This is a genomic window from Bradyrhizobium sp. 63_E2_N1_3 (assembly GCF_052076005.1).
Taxonomy (GTDB): Bacteria; Pseudomonadota; Alphaproteobacteria; order Rhizobiales; family Xanthobacteraceae; genus Bradyrhizobium; species Bradyrhizobium barranii.
Window position 1 is genome coordinate 2,407,411 of sequence record NZ_CP197235.1, and the last position, 17,859, is coordinate 2,425,269.

19 protein-coding genes are annotated in these 17,859 nt (G+C 62.0%); 4 read left to right on the forward strand and 15 right to left on the reverse strand.

The genetic code is table 11. The features are described from left to right. Window positions 1-150: 150 nt before the first annotated feature. Window positions 151-999, forward strand: a complete 849-nt coding sequence (gene trpC / locus AB7531_RS11140; RefSeq protein WP_063986175.1) for an indole-3-glycerol phosphate synthase TrpC — start codon at window positions 151-153, stop codon at window positions 997-999. Between the two features lie 733 nt (window positions 1,000-1,732). Here trpC and AB7531_RS11145 read toward each other — a convergent pair. Beyond that, window positions 1,733-2,137 carry a hypothetical protein gene (locus AB7531_RS11145; RefSeq protein WP_063981765.1) on the reverse strand — a complete coding sequence of 135 codons (405 nt, stop codon included), beginning with the start codon at window positions 2,135-2,137 and terminating at the stop codon, window positions 1,733-1,735. Window positions 2,138-2,540: 403 nt separating this feature from the next. Between AB7531_RS11145 and AB7531_RS11150 the strand changes: the two genes are divergently transcribed. Both AB7531_RS11150 and AB7531_RS11155 read left to right on the forward strand, forming a co-directional pair. Then, a complete protein-coding gene (locus AB7531_RS11150; RefSeq protein WP_441279953.1) occupies window positions 2,541-3,278 on the forward strand; it encodes a sensor histidine kinase in 738 nt (245 codons plus the stop codon). A gap of 87 nt (window positions 3,279-3,365) precedes the next feature. Continuing rightward, the gene (locus AB7531_RS11155) at window positions 3,366-3,992 is read left to right on the forward strand and encodes a response regulator (protein ID WP_063981767.1); all 627 of its coding nucleotides are present in this window, start codon (window positions 3,366-3,368) and stop codon (window positions 3,990-3,992) included. A 522-nt stretch (window positions 3,993-4,514) separates the two neighbouring features. Here AB7531_RS11155 and AB7531_RS11160 read toward each other — a convergent pair. The 7 genes from AB7531_RS11160 to AB7531_RS11190 form a co-directional block, all read right to left on the reverse strand. Then, window positions 4,515-7,643, reverse strand: coding sequence for an efflux RND transporter permease subunit (locus AB7531_RS11160; RefSeq protein ID WP_063981768.1), 3,129 nt, complete (start codon window positions 7,641-7,643; stop codon window positions 4,515-4,517). After that, window positions 7,640-8,884 (reverse strand): efflux RND transporter periplasmic adaptor subunit, encoded by a 1,245-nt coding sequence (locus AB7531_RS11165; RefSeq protein ID WP_063981769.1) that lies wholly within the window; start codon window positions 8,882-8,884, stop codon window positions 7,640-7,642. Before AB7531_RS11165 ends, AB7531_RS11160 begins: the two co-directional genes overlap by 4 nt. 35 nt (window positions 8,885-8,919) lie before the next feature. Next, window positions 8,920-9,405 carry a DUF992 domain-containing protein gene (locus AB7531_RS11170; RefSeq protein ID WP_063981770.1) on the reverse strand — a complete coding sequence of 162 codons (486 nt, stop codon included), beginning with the start codon at window positions 9,403-9,405 and terminating at the stop codon, window positions 8,920-8,922. After that, on the reverse strand, window positions 9,406-10,005 hold the full coding sequence (locus AB7531_RS11175) for a hypothetical protein (protein WP_063981771.1): 600 nt from the start codon (window positions 10,003-10,005) through the stop codon (window positions 9,406-9,408). Continuing rightward, the gene (locus AB7531_RS11180; protein ID WP_441279954.1) at window positions 10,002-11,138 is read right to left on the reverse strand and encodes an AI-2E family transporter; all 1,137 of its coding nucleotides are present in this window, start codon (window positions 11,136-11,138) and stop codon (window positions 10,002-10,004) included. The genes AB7531_RS11175 and AB7531_RS11180 overlap by 4 nt, the downstream gene beginning before the upstream one ends. A gap of 51 nt (window positions 11,139-11,189) precedes the next feature. Continuing rightward, entirely contained in the window at window positions 11,190-11,426 is a 237-nt protein-coding gene (locus AB7531_RS11185) for a hypothetical protein (protein WP_071911297.1), read from the reverse strand. 232 nt (window positions 11,427-11,658) lie between these two features. Beyond that, the gene (locus tag AB7531_RS11190; RefSeq protein WP_063981773.1) at window positions 11,659-11,856 is read right to left on the reverse strand and encodes a DUF6894 family protein; all 198 of its coding nucleotides are present in this window, start codon (window positions 11,854-11,856) and stop codon (window positions 11,659-11,661) included. Window positions 11,857-12,097: 241 nt separating this feature from the next. Here AB7531_RS11190 and AB7531_RS11195 point away from each other — a divergent pair, with 241 nt between their 5' ends. Continuing rightward, window positions 12,098-12,808, forward strand: a complete 711-nt coding sequence (locus AB7531_RS11195; protein WP_063981774.1) for a Bax inhibitor-1/YccA family protein — start codon at window positions 12,098-12,100, stop codon at window positions 12,806-12,808. A 6-nt stretch (window positions 12,809-12,814) separates the two neighbouring features. On the opposite strand, the gene AB7531_RS11200 is transcribed toward AB7531_RS11195, so the two are convergent. The 7 genes from AB7531_RS11200 to AB7531_RS11230 form a co-directional block, all read right to left on the reverse strand. Then, window positions 12,815-13,318, reverse strand: a complete 504-nt coding sequence (locus tag AB7531_RS11200; RefSeq protein WP_028152030.1) for a DUF1269 domain-containing protein — start codon at window positions 13,316-13,318, stop codon at window positions 12,815-12,817. Window positions 13,319-13,505: 187 nt separating this feature from the next. After that, entirely contained in the window at window positions 13,506-15,254 is a 1,749-nt protein-coding gene (locus AB7531_RS11205; protein ID WP_084795342.1) for a complex I subunit 5 family protein, read from the reverse strand. A 23-nt stretch (window positions 15,255-15,277) separates the two neighbouring features. Continuing rightward, a complete protein-coding gene (locus tag AB7531_RS11210) occupies window positions 15,278-15,619 on the reverse strand; it encodes an NADH-quinone oxidoreductase subunit K (RefSeq protein ID WP_063981776.1) in 342 nt (113 codons plus the stop codon). After that, window positions 15,616-16,545, reverse strand: coding sequence for an MnhB domain-containing protein (locus AB7531_RS11215; RefSeq protein ID WP_245328575.1), 930 nt, complete (start codon window positions 16,543-16,545; stop codon window positions 15,616-15,618). The genes AB7531_RS11210 and AB7531_RS11215 overlap by 4 nt, the downstream gene beginning before the upstream one ends. Window positions 16,546-16,556: 11 nt before the next feature. Next, window positions 16,557-16,850, reverse strand: coding sequence for a cation:proton antiporter (locus tag AB7531_RS11220; protein WP_028152034.1), 294 nt, complete (start codon window positions 16,848-16,850; stop codon window positions 16,557-16,559). Beyond that, entirely contained in the window at window positions 16,847-17,137 is a 291-nt protein-coding gene (locus AB7531_RS11225) for a monovalent cation/H+ antiporter complex subunit F (protein ID WP_063981778.1), read from the reverse strand. The genes AB7531_RS11220 and AB7531_RS11225 overlap by 4 nt, the downstream gene beginning before the upstream one ends. After that, complete coding sequence (locus tag AB7531_RS11230; RefSeq protein ID WP_063981779.1) at window positions 17,130-17,651, reverse strand: Na+/H+ antiporter subunit E; 522 nt, start codon at window positions 17,649-17,651, stop codon at window positions 17,130-17,132. The genes AB7531_RS11225 and AB7531_RS11230 overlap by 8 nt, the downstream gene beginning before the upstream one ends. Window positions 17,652-17,859 lie beyond the last annotated feature (208 nt).

Sequence of the window (17,859 nt, forward strand, 5' to 3'; positions counted from 1 at the left end):
GCGAGCGTTTTGAACGAGCTCGCGCATGCGTACCAACGCGAAGGGCTAATAAAGAGGAAGTGAGTAAGCGTCGATAATGATTGATTTGTACCGATCCGTCGAAACAGCGCAGATGGTCGAATGACAGGTAAGTCCACGAACAGGTCGATGATGTCAGACATCTTGAAGAAAATCGAAGCCTATAAGCGCGAGGAGATCGCCGCCTCCAAGCGTGCTCATTCTTTCGCGAGCATCGATGCACGCGCCAAGGCGGCGGCGCCACCGCGCGGCTTCGTCCGTGCGATCAAGGAAAAGCATGGCGGCGGTGACTATGCGCTGATTGCTGAGATCAAGAAGGCTTCGCCATCGAAGGGCCTCATCCGCGCCGATTTCGATCCGCCGGCCCTGGCAAAGGCGTACGAGGCCGGGGGCGCGGCCTGCCTCTCGGTGCTGACCGATACTCCGTCGTTCCAGGGGCATCTCGACTTCATGGTCGCGGCGCGCGCGGCGACCAATCTGCCGGTGCTGCGCAAGGATTTCATGTTCGACACCTATCAGGTCGTCGAAGCCCGCGCTCACGGTGCGGACTGCATCCTGATCATCATGGCCGCGCTCGATGACGCCGCCGCCAAAGATATTGAGGACGCCGCCATCGCGCTTCAGATGGATGTGCTGGTCGAGATCCACGACCGAGCCGAACTCGAGCGGGCGCTGAAACTCCGCTCGCCGATGGTCGGCGTCAACAATCGCAATCTCCGTACCTTCGAGACCACGCTCGCGACCAGCGAGGCGCTAGCGCCGCTTATCCCGGAGGAGCGGCTGATGGTCGGGGAAAGCGGCATCTTCACGCCGGACGATCTGACCAGGCTCGAGCGTGTGGGAATGTCGACCTTTCTGGTCGGCGAGAGCCTGATGCGCCAGCCCGATGTGACGGCGGCAACCCGCGCGCTGCTGGTGCGGGACACGCCGGCGACGGCGGCGGGAATACGTTCCAGCCGAGTCGCACCATCCTCTCAATAGGCGACTGCATCTGGGGGGCTGCTGTGGGTCCCCGACTTGAGCCTACCGTTCGACGAGCTGCCGGGTTCAGGCGGACGATCGGAGCGAATATCGCAGATTTGCGTCGTGTGTGGAAAGGCGGTAGCGGTCCCTTGACTCGAACCCCCGACGCTAGTCGTTGACGCACCTGCGTTAAGGCTGGTTACGCAGGGGCCGTTGTCGTTAGTAGTGCGACGAATATGAGGGGCAGGTGGAGGCGCGAAGGCGGCTAATGACTCCATGCCTTCATAGTGCCGCGAAGCCACAGCGCCGAGACTTGCCCAGTTAGCTGACCACCGATTGACCACCGAACCGCCCTCAACAAACAGCGATAGAGGTGGTCAACCAGGAGCGAAGTTCACTGTTTTTGTTGAACTTTTCGGTTGCTACTTACGTTCGGGACGCAAGGGGCGCGCGTGCTGGGCGCGCGATCAAGCGATTTACATTTCGGCCATAACGTATTGATTTTGCTAGTGCTGTTTTGGTTGCCTTTTACAGCTAAGTGCCTGAAATCTCTTTTAGAGAATGAGACTCTTAATCAGCGGGTCCCAGGTTCGAGCCCTGGTGCGCCCACCATATCGAAAGCCCTATTAGCGCGGGGTTTTTCCATTTCAGGCGACAGAGCAAAGCGCGTATCGTGCGACGCTTTTGGTGGTCGGACATCGCACCGTGCGTCGACTTGGCGATGTTCGCGAGATGTTCTTGCTGGTTCGCATCACCATCGCGCTCGCCATCTCGCATGGTGGCCAGTATCGTCCATGACTTGTCGCACGCCCACAAGAGCGTCGCGTTTCGTCGCAGTTGTGACGTTTCGCTGGCCAACGTCGAGGATGTCCCTGGCGAGATAGGCGCACAAAAACGCTGCCAGCGCCGTGACTGACATGTAGACCGAGACTGGCCAGCTCGCGTCGCCACTCCACTGCACCAGCAGCGTCGAAATCAGTGGCGTAAAGCCGCCGACGACAGCGCCGCTGACTTCTTTTGCGAAGACGAGACCAGTGTAGCGGATCCGCGTGTCGAACAGCTCCGAATAGAACGCCGCGATGGATCCGGGGATCGATGCGACGCCGAAAGACAAGCCGACGATGCCTCTGTTGATTTCCGAATTACGGAATTTCAAAGAGGTGGCCCGGGCGGAATATGGAAAGACGTCTTACCTAAACAGCGGCGGACTGTTCTGCGGCGCAACACCCTCGCCGGGCCGCTCGATTGCTGCCGCCGCCGTCAAGCGGGCGATGACACAGCGCGCAGATTGACGGACGCGTCTTCATAATCGCGTTTTCGCCGACCCGCATGCTGCTCCTTACCTGTAGCTCCTTGATTTGAATCAGGGAGCATCGCGCCAAATTTGGGATGCTCGGCACACGACGGGGATTGGCTGCCTAGAGGATTTCTACGTAGTGGCTTATACTGATTGCGTGGTCGGTGTGTCGCGGCGGTAGGCTAAATTTATCGGAGAGTTGTCTGCATATGCCAGGAAACTAGCGGTGCGAAAGTTAGCACTGCAGGAAGGCGAGTGTATCATGTCCCTTCAGGAGACACCGGTCAGCCGACATGTTCGAAATGCCTCCGGAGGATCGAGGCGTGCGCGCAAGGCGAATTCCGAACGGCTCGCTCTGCAGGAAGAAGTTCATCGTCAAATTGCTTCGGAGCTTCACGATTCAACGTGCCAGCATCTGGTGGCGGCGAGCCTCATTCTGATGCAAGTAAGGAGTGCGCTAGGCGATCCTCTGAAGGCGACGAGACATTGCGATCAGCTCGACATCTCGATCGATCGCGCTATGAAGGAATTGCGGTCTCTCACATATCTGCTTCACCCTCAGGACCTGTTTGAACGAGGGCTCAGGACGACAATCGAGCAATTCGCAGAAGGCCTCGCAGCCCGAACGCCGCTGAATATTGAGGTGTCGATATCGTCCGCGGTCGACGGCCTGCCATACGGGGCGCAGCGAGCGTTGCTGAGAATTGTTCAGGAGGCCCTGACGAACGTTTACCGCCACGCCAAGGCGACACAGGTCGCCATAACTATCGGGGTGAGGGACAGGAAGTTCAAGCTCGAGGTTCGAGACGACGGACAAGGCATGGTCGCTGCAGATGGTGCATGCCGCTTTCGTCCGTGGGCACCCGGAGCGGGAATCCGTATCATGCGAGCTCGATTGCAAGAGATGGGAGGGCAGCTTGAGATATTATCGGCACCCACAACGCTGCGGCGCGGAACCATCCTGCGTGCGACCTTTCCATGCGCTCTTGCGCGCGAGTGAGATGGCCCGGTTGGAGATGCTGCTGAAACGCAGCGCCCATAGCTCGTCCAGGTTCTCTTGCGACAAGATCATCGAGGCGGCCCTCTCATGAAACGAATTCTCATTGCTGATGATCATGATGCTGTTCGATCCGGGCTACGGGCGGTCCTCGAGCAGCGGCCGGGTTGGATGATTGTCGCCGAGGCGTCCGACGGAAGATCGGCATTTGAGGCCGCTCTCAAAGAGCGGCCCGATGTTGCGATCGTCGACTTCTTCATGCCGCGCATGACGGGACTGGAAATAACTCGAGGAATAAAAAAACATCTCCGCGAAACTGAGGTGCTGATCTTTACCGCGCACGAGTCCGGAGTGCTGGCTCAAGAGGCGCTTCAGGCGGGTGCGCGCGCGTTCCTGGTCAAGTCGGACGCAAACAAGCTGCTGTTGGCTGCCGTTGAAGCGCTAATGGCACGTAAGCCATTCGTTGGCGGACGATTTTGTGGTCAGTCGGGTCGAGAAGACGAAGCTGGCGAGGGGCATGTGAAGCTGTCTCCGCGAGAGCGGCTCGTTGTCAAGCTTGTGGCCGAGGGGTACAGCAACAAGGGTATCAGCGCGATGCTGAGCTCAAGCGTGAAGACCACGGAAACGCATCGGGCGTCGGCCATGGGAAAACTGGGGGTCAATTCGATAGCTGGACTGGTCCGCTACGCGATCAGAGCTAAATTGATTGAAGAGTGAACGAAATCAGCGGCTGCCGGCCCGCCGCGCTTCGCAACCGATCGCGGCGGTGAAGCAGAGCTGATCGCTGCGGAGCGCAGCTCTGTCCTTTCCCGTCCGCAAAGGGATCGCGGACGGTCACCTCCACCGCCACCCGCAATGGCGGCGACCGCGATGCCACCAGCAAACCCAACGGCGCCTGCGCGGTCGCGACCGCCCCCAACCGGGGCCATGCGGAGGACCCCACTGCGCCTGCGTTGCGATATCCGTGGTTATCGCGGCCCGTCCCAGATTTGCGGCGACCGGTATTGCCTCCGCTGACGCAATGAAACGAACGCCGATTGCGCCGACAGCTGCGGCGGCGACGGCGCCCTGCGCAAAACCAAGGAAGGCACGACGTGTGGGAGCGTTCATTGTTCTTCTCCTCTCTTCTTGTCACGCAGTTTCAAGTACGGACTACGGTAGCGGGGAACGGCAACGCCGGCATCCAACGAAACCCTGAGCAACAGGCTCGGCGTATTCCCGCCGTCCTGGATACTCGGGTCATGTGGTTCGCGCCGGGACCGGTCGTGCCTTCGCACGCTCGCGCAGGCGCTGAAACGTGACGTAGAGCATCGGCACCATAAAAATCCCGATTGAGCTTGCGGCGAGCATGCCGGCAAAGACAGCGGTCCCGACCGCCCTGCGGCTCAGCTCGGCGGCGCCGGTTGCGAGTACGAGCGGGAGGAGTCCGAGAATGAAGGCAACCGAGGTCATCATCACCGCGCGGAACCGCATATGCGCCCCCTGGATCGCGGCCTCCGCAAGCTCTGTGCCGGCTTCCCGTCGTTCCTTCGCGAATTCCACGATCAGGATGCCGTTCTTGGCGGCAAGCGCGATCAGCACCACGAGGCCAATCTGGCCGTACAGATCGAGATTGAGGCCGGCGATTTTAATGCCGATATATGAGCCTAGAACGCCGACAACGACGGAGAGCAGCACCGGGATCGGGATCACCGTGCTCTCATACAGCGCCACCAGGAACAGATAGGCGAACAGCACGGCGAGCGCGAGCACCACCCCGGTTTGTCCTGCTGCCTGTTGCTCCTGATAGGCGGTGCCGGTCCACTCGAAACTGTAACCTGCAGGCAGCACGTTGTTGGAGATCTCTGCCATCGCTGCCATCGCGGTGCCGGACGAGACGCCTGGCGCCGGGCTGCCGTTCACCGTCACTGAACGATAATTGTTGTAGCGGGTAATGACCTGAGGCCCGGTTACGATCTTGATGCCGGCGAGCGACCGCATCGGAACCATCTGACCCGTGCTATTGCGGACATAGATGCGCCAGATATCGGAAAGGTCGGCGCGATCGAGCGCCTCCCCCTGCACATTGACCTGCCAGGTACGTCCATAGAGGTTGAAATTGTTGACGTAGATGCCGCCAAGCGTCGCCTGAAGGGCCGTGAAGATATCGCTGATGGTCACGCCAAGCGCCTGCGCCTTACGTCGATCGATGTCGAGATAGATCGATGGATTGGTCGCGGTGAAGGTCGAGAACACTCGCGTCAGCCGCGGATCGGCATTGGCCGCTCCGATCAACGCACCCGTGACACTGGAGATCGCGGCGGGGTTCTGTCCTTCCAGCGCCTGGAGCTGGTACTCGAACCCGCCTGAGGTGGAGAGTCCGATGATCGGCGGCATATTGAACGGCAGTACATTGGCCTGCCGGATTTGCGCGCCGGCTGCGTAAGTCTGCCGGATCAGCGCCTGCACCGAATCCGCGGCCGCCTTGCGATCGGCAAACGGCTTGAGGCGCGTCACCACCAGCGCGCTGTTGGGCTCGGACGCCCCGTCAAGCAGGGAGAAACCGATGATGGCCAGAACATGGTCGACGGCCGGCATCTCCTTCAGGACGTCCTCGATCTGTTTGGTGACTTCACTGGTCCGCGCAACGGATGCACCGTCCGGCAACTGCACCGAAGTGAAGAAAGCGCCCTGGTCTTCCTCGGGGAGGAACCCTGTCGGCGTCAGGTGCGACATCCCGAAAATGCCGGCTGCGAACACGGCCACCAGGATGAGGGAGAGACTGGCCACGCGCAGCAGCCGTCGTACGCCGCTGCTATAGCGATCGCGGATCCAGTCAATGCCGCCAAGAACGTGGCCGATCATGCCGCGCCGGGGTCCAGTATGCCGCAGGAACAGCGCGCACAAGGCGGGCGACAAGGTCAGCGCATTCAGTGACGAAATCATCATGGCGGCGCTGATCGTCACCGCAAATTGCCGAAACAGCGTGCCGGAAATGCCGGGAATGAAGGCGATCGGAACAAAGACGGAGAGCAGCACCAACGTGATCGCGATGATCGGTGCCGTGATCTGCGTCATCGCCTTCTTGCTTGCCTCGACTGGCGAAAGATCCGGTTCCTCCTCCATCACTCGCTCGACGTTCTCCACGACGACGATGGCGTCATCCACGACGATGCCGATGGCGAGCACCATCGCGAGCAGTGACACGGTATTCGCGGAATAGCCAAGCATCAGCAGCACCGCGAAGGTGCCGACCAGGCTGACCGGTACGGCAATGGCTGGTATCACCGTGGCCCGAAGATTACCGAGGAACAAATAAACCACGATCACGACCAGGACGAAGGCCTCTCCCAGTGTCCGCAGAACCTCCGAGATGGTGTCCCGTACGAAGCTCGTGGAATCGTACTGCACGAGATAGCTCAACCCCGTCGGGAATCGCTTCGATAGCCGCTGCATCGTCGCCGCGACCGCCTGCGCCGTCGTCACCGCATTGGCGCCCGGCGCCAGATAGATCGCGAGAGGCACCGCGGCGCGCCCGTCGATCCGCGCTTCGCTGTCGAGGTTCTGCGCGCCAATCTCGACCCGGGCGACGTCCTTGACGAGCAGCGTCGAACCATCCGGGTTGGCGCGCAGCACGATATTGGCGAACTGGTCGACCGTCGCGAGCCGTCCCAGGGTCTGGACGTTGAACTGGAATTGCTGGTCGTCGCTGATTGGACGCGCGCCGATGCGGCCGACCGGCGCCTGGACGCTTTGCGTTCGAATTGCCGCGATCACGTCCGAGGGCGTGAGATTGAGGCTGGTCAGCCGCTGCGTATCGAACCAAATCCGCATCGAGTAGTTCATCTTGGCGAACAGGTGAGCTTGGCCGACACCGGGCGTGCTGGAGATCGCATCGAGTATGTTGATGATCGCGTAGTTGGTGATGAACAGCGGATCTTGCTGGCCGTCGGCACTGTAAAGCACCAGAAATTGCAGGATCGCCGACGATTTCTTTTGCACGGTCACGCCCTGCTGCTGCACCTCGGTGGGCAATTGCGACAGCGCGCTCTGCACCCGGTTGTTTACATTGACGGTGTTGATATCGGGATCGGTGCCAAGTGCAAATGACACCGTCAGGGTGTAGCTGCCGTCGTTGCCGCTCGTCGATTTCATATAGAGAGCTCGGTCGACGCCGATCACTTGCGCTTCGAGCGGTTGAGCGACGCTGGCCTCCACGACCTCGGCAGATGCGCCGGGAAAGGTCCCGGCAACCGTGACCTGCGGTGGCACAATGTCCGGAAATTGCGCCACCGGGATCCGTGTCAGCGCGAGCGCACCTGCAATGGTGATGATGAAGGCCACGACCATCGCAAGTCGCGGGCGATCGATGAACACGGCGGACATCATGGCTTTTTGTCCCCCGGGCGCGGATCAGTTGAACCGCCATGGTCTGGCTGCGAAGGCGCGTCGCCTGTGCCGGCCTTCATGCTCGACTGGATCAGCGCGCTCGCCGGGCCCGGAGAAACCGCCTGACCTGGACGAACTCTTTGCAGGCCTTCGACGATGACCTTGTCGCCCGCCGCGAGGCCGCTGATGACGGAGGCGATAGTGGGCGTCGATTGCCCCAGCTTGATGCGGCGTTGTTCGGCCTTATCGCCGGCGCCAACGGCGAGGACATAGTCACCCTGCTGGTCGGACAGCACCGCCGAACGCGGGACCGCCAGCACTTCGATGGGCTGGACACCTTCCAGCAAGACCGTGACGAACTCGCCGTCAGTCAGTTCGTGAACGGTTACGCCCGCGGCGGACGGCGCGCGCAGGATCGGGTTGGCGATCTCGCCGCGCACGGTGATCGTGTCCGTGTTCTGGGCGATGGTGTTGTCGACAAAATCCAGCTTGCCGGACTTGCCATACATGCGGCCATTGGGCAGCCGCAGCCGGATCACCACGGCTTCCAAGCCTCCCTGCGGACCATAGCGTTCGCGTAGTTCGAGCCCCTGGCGCAACGGCACCGGGAAGGTGACGTACATCGGATCCTGGCTGACGATCGTGGTCAGGACGCCCGAGCTGGGACCGACGACATTGCCTTCGGTCACGGCCGTACGTCCGATCTTACCGTCGATCGGCGCGCTGATCATGGTGTAGTCGAGGTTGATCTGTGACGCATCGACTTGTGCCTGCGCGGCCTGGACCTGGGCTTCCAGGCTGCGTTGGTTGGCGATCGCCGCGTCGTAGGTCGATTGCTGACCGGCCGGCCCGCTGAGCAGCGTACGCGCCCGGTCGGTCGTCAGCTTGGCGTTCTCGAGCATCGCTCGGAGCTGGGCCACCTGCGCCTGCTTTGACGCGAGATCGGCCTCGAACGGACCGCGCTCAAGCCGGTAAAGCGGGTCGCCCTTCTTGAGCTCGGCACCCTCGACGAACAACCGCTGCTCCAGGAATGCGGTGACGCGAGCCACGACATTGACGCGATTGACCGCCTCGATCCGCCCGAGAAATTCGTTGGTCTCGGTGATCGGTCGTCTGATCGCTTCCACGATGCCGACAGCGGGCGGAGGGCCTGCCGCTGGCTGTGTCCAGCCCGTGCCGCCAGCGATGAATGTCAGGAAACCCGCCGCCAGCATCCTGACCGAGACGTCCGCAAGGTCCATTTTCCGCTCCTTGCTCCGGGGGGCGGGACAAGCCGCTATCCCGGTCCGCGCGGGCCGAGTGTCAGGTTCGTAACGCCCGCCGCAAGGTTCAATCCGATCGATCGCTCGATCGACAGAGGCTGGAGCGTAATCGTCCGGCGAGAGCCTCCGATCAGAACGTTCGCTCCGAGACCGGGGCCGAACGCGACATTGCCGCTCGCCCCCACGTAGTTCCCGCGCAGCGTGCCGGGGCCGACGCGCGAGTTCCTGGCGAAGACGGCCCATGAGAGGGTTCCTGCGCTGGTCACGCCGATGTCGAGACCAACGCGCCTGATCCGTCCGTCGTAGACGTACTGCCGGGCCGGGCGTCTCGTGATGAATATACAACGAAGCTCCTGCGCGGAGCCAAGCACCAGCCCAACGCGCGGAGTGCTGGTGCATATGAGACGGCCGACCCTGAACGCCTCGGCGCGTGCGGGCAGGGCGTCGGCGCACATCAAGGCGGATCCAGAGATGATCGCAAGAAGCAGGTTAATGCGCATTCAGGCCTCCATTTGACTTCCGGTGTCGGTGGGCGAACTCCCTGGGCTGCGATCCTGGCGAAGCCAGAACGTGATGCCGAGGCCGATCAGCAGGACGGCGCCCAACAGGAAGAAGATGATGGATTGCTGTAACCAGGATATCGCCGGAACCGTGACGCCCATCGCAAGGCCGAGGAAGGCAATTTGCGGCGACAGAAGACTGACGCCGGCGAGGAAGGTGCCGAGCGCAAGTAACGTGAGAAGGACGAGGCTGGTTGCCGGCGTCGGCAACAATTGCTGAACGCCTGACACCAGCATGATGTTCATCGTGACCAGGACGGCAACCCAGTGCAGCGCCTGGGTCCAGATCAGTCGCCACCGGGCCTCCTTGCCATCGACCTCCGGCCATTTGTTGATGACGCACACAACGCCGATGGCAAGCGCGAGAAATTCCCAATAGCCAACGAGAGGCTGGTGAGAGGCGTTGGTATAGGCGACGCCCGCGACGGCGAGCACCAGTGCGATGATGTAGGGAAGTTGCTGCCACAGAAAATGTGTCATCCGCGCGTGCGCCGGGGATGGCTCCATTCCATTGTTCCGTTCGGCTCGAATCTCGCTCATGGCGCGCCCATTTGCGATGGTCCCTTGTTGGACATGCGACCGCTGCTATCGCCGAGGTAATCCTCGACGTAGAATCTAATGATCGCGACCCGGCCGACGGCGACCAGCGGCATGGCGAGTGCGATACCCATCACGCCTAGCATTGCGCCCAACAGTACGATCGCGACCAATGTCCGTGCGGGAGGAATTTCGACCGCCTGGCGCTGGATCAACGGGCCTATCACATAGCCCTCGATCGATTGAATGATTGTGTAGATGACGACGGCCCAGATCAGCAGCGATGCGCCGAGCGGCATCGCGACAAGCGCGATCGGGATCGCGGCAAGGATGGGTCCCAGATACGGAACGAAGTTGGAAAGGCCCGCCTGGAGCCCAAGCACGAAGGGGCCGGGAAGCCCGATCAGATAGAGCGCGACCCACACGCACAGTGTCATTAGGATGATGCGGATCAGCTGTCCGACGAACCACAGCCGCAGGACGTTTCCCATCTCGTTCATTACGGCGCGTGTTCGGGCGCGATAGGAAGGCTTCGCCAGCATGACCAGACTCTCGCGATGGCTGGTGGGATCAAAGGCGAAGAGGATACCGAGGAACGCGATCACCAGCACACCGGTCAGAAAGCTCGACGCTCTGCCAACGACCAGCTGGGCGTGGCTGAAGAACCGGCCTTGATCGGACAGCAGCCATTGCGCGAAATCGCGCCCCGATTCCGGACCAAGCAGATCGACGCCGTAGGTCAGAAGGCGTTGCTGCAAGACGTCGAACTGGGTGTCCATGACCTTCAGCAGGATGCGTGTTTGCTCCGGCAGCTTGCCGCCTCCCCAGACGAGGCCTAGTCCGACCAAGGTGGTGAGCAGCAGCAGCACGAATGTCAGCCGCCAGACACGATTGAGGGGAATTAGTAGCGCCAGTGCGCGTGCGGCGGCATCCAGAAAGGCAGCAAACAGTACGCCTGCGAAGATGATGAGAAGACTCGAGGCGGTTTGCCATACGAGGAAGAGAGCAACGCAAGTGGCGAGCAGGGCGAGACCCGTTGCGAGAAAGCCGCGCCGCCTGTCGGTCATGCCCTGGTCTGGAGGCTCACGGACCACGACCTCGCGCGGTTGCTCTTGTCCTGTCCTCACGTCGCTCATCGATCGGGTGTCTCGGCGGCGGATTGCGATGACGAACTGTCGCGCCGGGGCTCAGGTGCGAACACGGCGGCTGCCATAATGGGGATGCGAGCCGCCGCGATGACGCCAGTAGCGATGCTTGGTGGGGTTCGTATTCGTATTTGGCGCGGCGGTGCTTGGGGCAGGTGTCGTGACCTGCTTTGGCACGGATGCGGCCGGATCGGTCGTCTGCGCCTGGGAACTGGTCGACTGCGCGGTCGCAATCGATCCGGCAAGGATCAAGGCACCGCAAATGGTCCGGACATTCATGTTTGTCTCCAACTGACCCACAACAACACTTCAGATCGAGATAGCGCCGACGGCCAACGCATAGACGCGGACGCGTGCGGCGAGCCCTCAACCCCGGAGATGAGGTGGGCGGAAGGGTCGAATTTGAACGGGGTAGGCCGGCCACCCTCGGTTACGAGACTAGAGGCAGCTTCTCGGTCGGCGCATCAGGGATTCTATGTAGAGGGCGAGGCAGGAAATCGGTCGACCGCCTCTAATGAGGACTTGCCGATCCGGGCGCAGCGGCCGGGGCGACCAGCACGAAGCTCGCGCGGAACAACTCGCCTGCCTTAGCGAGTTCAGTCGCGATATGCCTGGCGTGCAGAACGGCGGCGTCATGGTCGGCGCACTCGCATCCAATTCCGTCCGGACAAAGGCCGTTTTTGTCGACGATGTGAAAGAAGTAGCGCATGCGAACGGATTAGGCCGGTGCGTGACCAGCTTCCAGTGACAAAGGTGTAAGAGTCCAGGCAAAAAGGATGAGAAGCCAGGGGGCAACCCAAGGTTACGTTTCGGTAAGTCGCTCTGGCGGATACGGGTATCCCGAGATAGGGTGATATATCTTCCGGCGCTCGGGTGATCATCCGATGTCCCCGCAGGGGCCTGACCGCTAGCTTGGTTTGTTCATGTGAACCAATCCAAGGAGGCAAGCGATGTCGAATTATGATCCGAATCTGACTGCCTCAGGCACTGGTGGCGGCGCGCTTGCGATCGATCCCGGATTGCGCGCCTACATGCTGCGCATCTACAATTATATGGCCGCGGGCGTGGGCCTGACTGCAATTGTGGCGTGGCTGACGTATCAGCTCATGGGTCCCGCATTGCTCGAGAGCCCGTTGATGTGGGTTTTCATCCTGGCGCCACTCGGACTGGTGTTCTTCATCGGGGCGCGCATCAATACGCTGTCGGTGGAAACGGCGCGCATTCTGTTCTTCGTCTATGCCGCGCTGGTCGGCGTCTCGCTCTCGACGTTGCTGCACATCTACACCAGCGCCTCGATCACGCGCGTGTTCTTCATCGCGGCCGCGATGTTCGGGGCACTCAGCGTCTTCGGCTACACCACGAGGCGCGACCTGTCCGCGGTCGGCAGCTTCCTGTTCATGGGCCTGATCGGCATCATCGTCGCGAGCCTGGTCAATATTTTCCTGAGGTCGACGGGGCTCGATTGGTTGATCTCGATCGTCGGCGTTGGCGTCTTTGCGGGACTTACGGCCTATGATACGCAGCGGATCAAGGCGATGTACGAGAGCAGGGACGACGCGACGACGGCAGGCCGCAAGTCGGTGATCGCGGCACTGTCGCTCTACCTCAACTTCCTCAATCTGTTCATGATGCTGCTGCGCCTGCTCGGCGGCAGGCGGTAGGCGGCTTCAGGCCGCCGGCCGCTCCGCCGCGCTGGCGAGCGCATCGCGCAGGATCTTTTCCTTGGTCTCGTCCAGGGACGTTTTCAACACGACTCCGCCGGCATCCTTGATTTCCTTCAACACCTTGTCTGCGGTCATGTTCTTGATCAGGACGAAGAGCGCGGCGTTGCCGGTGTGGAGCGAAGCGGACAGCTCCTTCATGAAGGAATCGTTGATGCCGAAATCGGACAAGGCGCCTCCAAGCGCGCCGGACGCAGCGCCGACCGCGACACCGATGATCGGATTGAGGAAGAGCACGCCGACCAGGAGTCCCCAGAAGCTGCCGGTAATCGCGCCCGTCGCCGTGGTGTTGACGAGCTGGTTGAGCTTGATGTTGCCGTTCTCGGCCTTGACGGCGATCACGGCGTCACTAATGGTGATCAAATATTCCTTTTGCAGTTTGAGCAGCCGAGTTCGGACTTCTTCGGCCTTTGCTTCGGTCGGGTAAACGATTGCAACCAGATCAGACATGGAGACCTCCTGGGCATTCCCGCAGGGACCGCGGGAAGACTGATGCCAACTGCATGGCGCGGAGACTAAACGGCGAATTGCAAGCTCGGCATCCGAGAAAACCCTTGGGCGCGGGAGAGAATGTTCCGGATCATTAGAGCAGGGGAATCCCTCGGCCCGATCTGCGCGATCCGGCTGTTCTGAGCCTTCAATTTGCTGCGAACATCGACGCGGCGAGCAGCAGCGACACCAGGAGCAGGGAGATGCCCGCGGCGGACCATTGACGGAGAACTTCGTCGCCTCTTTCGATAAGGCTGCCGAATCTAAGACAGCCGCGCCGGAGCGGACCGACCACTCTCATGAGCGCTTTCCAGGCCGCGGATGAGCCCAGCGGGTGTGGCCACGGGCTGAGCAGGATCGCGAGCGCCGCCCCTCCCAGCACAGGCAGGAGCAATTTGGATAGCGCGTCGATGCCGAACAGCTTCGATGTGGCATCATACGGGACCGGCAAATACGAATCCCAGGGCAGCAAGCCAAGGAACAGAGAACAGAGGGCCAAGGCAAGTGCAGCAAGGTCCCGGCTGAGCGGTGCTGGGCCGATGAGGGCAATCGGCTGGTCTGATGGCGCGAACGCATGGGACAGGACTAGTACGACATAGGCGGTCGTGAACATTCCGCCGGCCTGGAGCACGACGGCCCACCACCACTGCCCCGTCCTCGCCGTGTCCTGGAGCAATAACTCCTTCGCGAGTGACGCTCCGCTCGGTTGAACACCCATCAAGGCGATGCCGCCAATCGCGAACGCCAGGACGCTCAAGGGCAGGGCCCGTGCGACACCTCGCAGTCCGGTGATGCGATCGTGGCCGAGCCCGGTGTAGATTGATCCGACGGCCATGAACATCGCCGCCTTGGCAGTCGCATGGGAAACCGCCTGCAATAGGCCGCCCGCCAGGGCCTGGTCACTTTCGAGCTTCCCGGACGCGCCGAACGCAAGAGGAAACATCAGGAAGAGATATCCAATCTGAGCCAGCGTCGAATATGCAATCAGGAGCTTGAGGCGCTCTTGCCGGAGAGCGACAACGCTTCCGAACACGATCGCTCCGGTTCCAAGCGCCGCGAGCAATTGTGCGGCAGCCAAGCCGGGCAAACCCGGCATGACGTCGAACCAGAGCCGCACAAGGATGAAGAACGATCCCTTCACGACCAAGGCGGACAGGATCGCGCTAGCTGCGGCCGGTGCGCCCGCGTGAGCGGGTGGCAGCCAGAGGTGCAACGGAAAGAGTGCAGTTTTTGCGAGGAGACCGGTCGTCATCAAGGCTGCCGCGATGAGCACGCCGGAGTCCGCGCTCACGCGATGCGACAACAACTCGATATCAATCGTGCCGTAGAGACCATAGAGCAGCGCGGTGCCCATCAGGTAGAGGACCGAGCCGAGCAGTGCGAAGAGCAGGTACCGCAACGCAGCCCGAAGCGTCTCCGCGCGACCGTCGAGAGAGACCAGAGGCACCGCGGCGAACGTCAGCAATTCCAGCGCAACATACAGCGTGAAGAGATCTCCCGCGATGAAGATCGTGTTCAGCGCGCCCCAGATTGCCAGAAGCAGGATCCAGAATGCGAAAGGTGCGCGCGCTTCGACAGATTGGGGACGAAAATCGGTTGCGGCAAAAATGGCGACCGCGCAGATCACGACCGCCGTCGTCGCGAGCATGACCGCTGACAATCCGTCCGCGCGGAGGGCTACGCCGAGCGGCGGTGGCCAGGCGCCGAGTAGGTAGACGAGGTGGCCGTCGCTCCGCGGCAAGAGCACGAGAACGGCGAGAGCAATCGCCAACCCGACCGGTACGACCGTGGAGGCAACCTGCCGGACGTAGCGCTCACCGAGAGCGAACGCCAGCAAGACGCCCGCGACCGGCACGACGATCGACAGCACCAGCAGGAAGCCGCCGGCGGTGGTCACCAGCGCGGGGGCGGGGGGTAGCATCAGTGACCGGACGGATCGGAGCGCGGGCTCGCCGCCGCCCGACTGTTGAGCGTCGTGGAGCCGGCGATCTGAAAAAGCCGCAGCAACAAGGCTATCGCCAGAGCCGTTGCGGAAAACGCGACCACGACTCCTGTGATCACCAGGGCCTGCGGCACCGGGTCGTTGCCAAAGCCCGCTGCGGCGCCTCGTCGCCCGACGATGCCGAACAGAAGAAACACGCCGCTGCCGAGCAGGTTGAATGCGATGATCTTGCGAAGCGGTTGCGGATTGGCGATCAGGCCGTGGAGCCCGAGCCCGACCGCCGCGGCGGCGCATAGTCCGAACACCGTCACGGCGCTCATCGCTCAGCGCTCCTTTCAGGTGCACCGGCGAGCAGCAGGCCGAGCGTCGTCGCGATCGTCAGGAGCATCGCGACCTCAATGCTCAGAATTAGCGGCTTGGCGAACGCAACGGGATAGGCAAGGAACGCCGACCCAAAACAGAGCCCGCCAAGGCCGACGGCAAGGAATAGGCCGGGGCCGCCCACCAGGATGAGACGTAGCCATCGACTGCGCACGGGCGGGGTATCCACCAACCCGGCCATGATCACCAGCAGCCACATCGATGCGAGAACCGCGCCGCCCTGAAATGCTCCGCCGGGGTGATCAGCGCCCGTCCACAGGATGTAAATGCCGACGACGATGCCGGCGGGTGGCAACAGGCGCGCAAGAAAGGCGAGAACACCATTTGGATCAGCCTGGTGGCGTGGTCCGGGACGACCGCCCCAGGCCTGATCCGACGCAAGCGACCAGACGCCGACAATGGCGAGCAGGAGCACGACCTTCTCGAGCATGGTGTCCATTCCGCGGAATGCCATGAGCACGTTGGTGACGGGGTTGGTCATTCCGGTCGCCCCGGCATTCGCGACGACGGCGGGCGCGAGCGTTGGCGCCGGATCGGGCAGCAGCAGGATCGTGACGGCCAGCGCTGCCGCGATCGACGCGGACAGTATGGCCGCGCTCAAGCGCACGATCAGGCTGGGCCCTTCCGTTGTCATCGCCTCGGTATCGCGCAGCCGGGCCGCCGCACCCAACAGCACGACGCCGCCCAGGCCTCCGCCAATTGCAGCCTCGGTCAGCGCGACATCGACGGCGTCAAGACGGACCCAGATCAGCGCAACCAGCAGTCCGTAGGCGATGAAGCCGACTGTGGCCGAATAAGTATCGGGGACGGAGATCGTCCAGATGGCGAGGCCCAGCACCACGGCGGCGAGCGCGATCTCGAACACTGTTGCGATGTTCATTTGCCTGACCCGCTCTGACGTGCCGTGCGCGCGATCAATTGGGAGACGGTGGCGCCCGCGAGCAGCACGAACATCCAGATGCTGATCAGCTTCAGTCCGTCGCGCAGGCCTCCTGTTTGGGGGAGCAGCCCGAGCACGACGAAACCCAGGCCGAGGTTATCGGCCTTGCTGAGCGCGTGCAGACGAGTCAGGGTGTCGGGAAAGCGAAGAAGGCCGACGGTGCCGGCGAAAAAGAAGAATACGCCTGCCGACACTCCCGCAACCGTGATGATGTCGCGTGCGACGCTCATCTTTCCTCCCCCGGATCGGCCCCATCGGTTTCGAGGCGGGAGAGCCCCTTCTTGACGAATGCGATGGATGCGAAAGTGGCGAGCAGTGCCAGTATCAATGCCACGTCGACGGCCGCCGGCACGCCTGTCACGGTGCCGAGCAGCAGCAAGACGGCAATGCCGGCAGTCCCGATCAGTTGCGCCGCCATCATCCGGTCGGCATCTGTCGGGCCACGCAAGATGGAGACCAGCCCGAGCCCCAGCATCGCCAGGATCAAGCCGACTGCGGCAGTGAGGAATTCAGTCATTGTAGAGGGCCCGAACCAACGCCGCTTCCTCCGCGGCAAGTTCGGCAACGACCGGTTGCTCGACGTCGAGACAGTGATAGACGAGCTGCCCGTTCTCCTCCCCGGTTGGCACTGTGCCAGGCAAAAGGCTGGTGAGTGTCGTGAACACGTTCCGTTGCATCCCGCGTGAGAGGCCGGTCGGATAGAGCACAAATCCCGGCCGCAGCGGCAGCCGGGGATCGAGCGCGCGGCGTGCGACGTCTACGCCGGCGACCACCGATTGGTATAGGAAAAGCAGCGCCAGGCGGACCATGGCAGGAATTGACCGCCGGGATCTGCTCGGCTCCAGCAGGTGCAGGCTTGTCCAGGTTGCTGCCGCGATTGCTGCCGCCGCGGCAGGAATATCTGTCGGATTGGCGCCGGCAAGCACGAGCCAGAGGCAAAGGAAAAATGTGGCTCTGAAAGTCGCAGTTCGCCACGATCCTCTAACCGCGACGACGGCACGCCCATATCGATCACCTGAGGACCCTGTCATCCCGGTTTCCTCGGTTGCTCCCGGATTGTGTCGTCCGGGTCTGCCGTGTTTTGAGGAAGCGCGTTTGCGCGCCCCAGACGAGAATTCAAACGGCGGAGCCGCGGCAGGGGTCGCGACTGCTTCACCTGACGATTGCATCATGCGTCGTGGACGGAACCGGCGACATCGGGTGATTGCCTGATCATGTCTCAGGAATCTGCTGATGGCC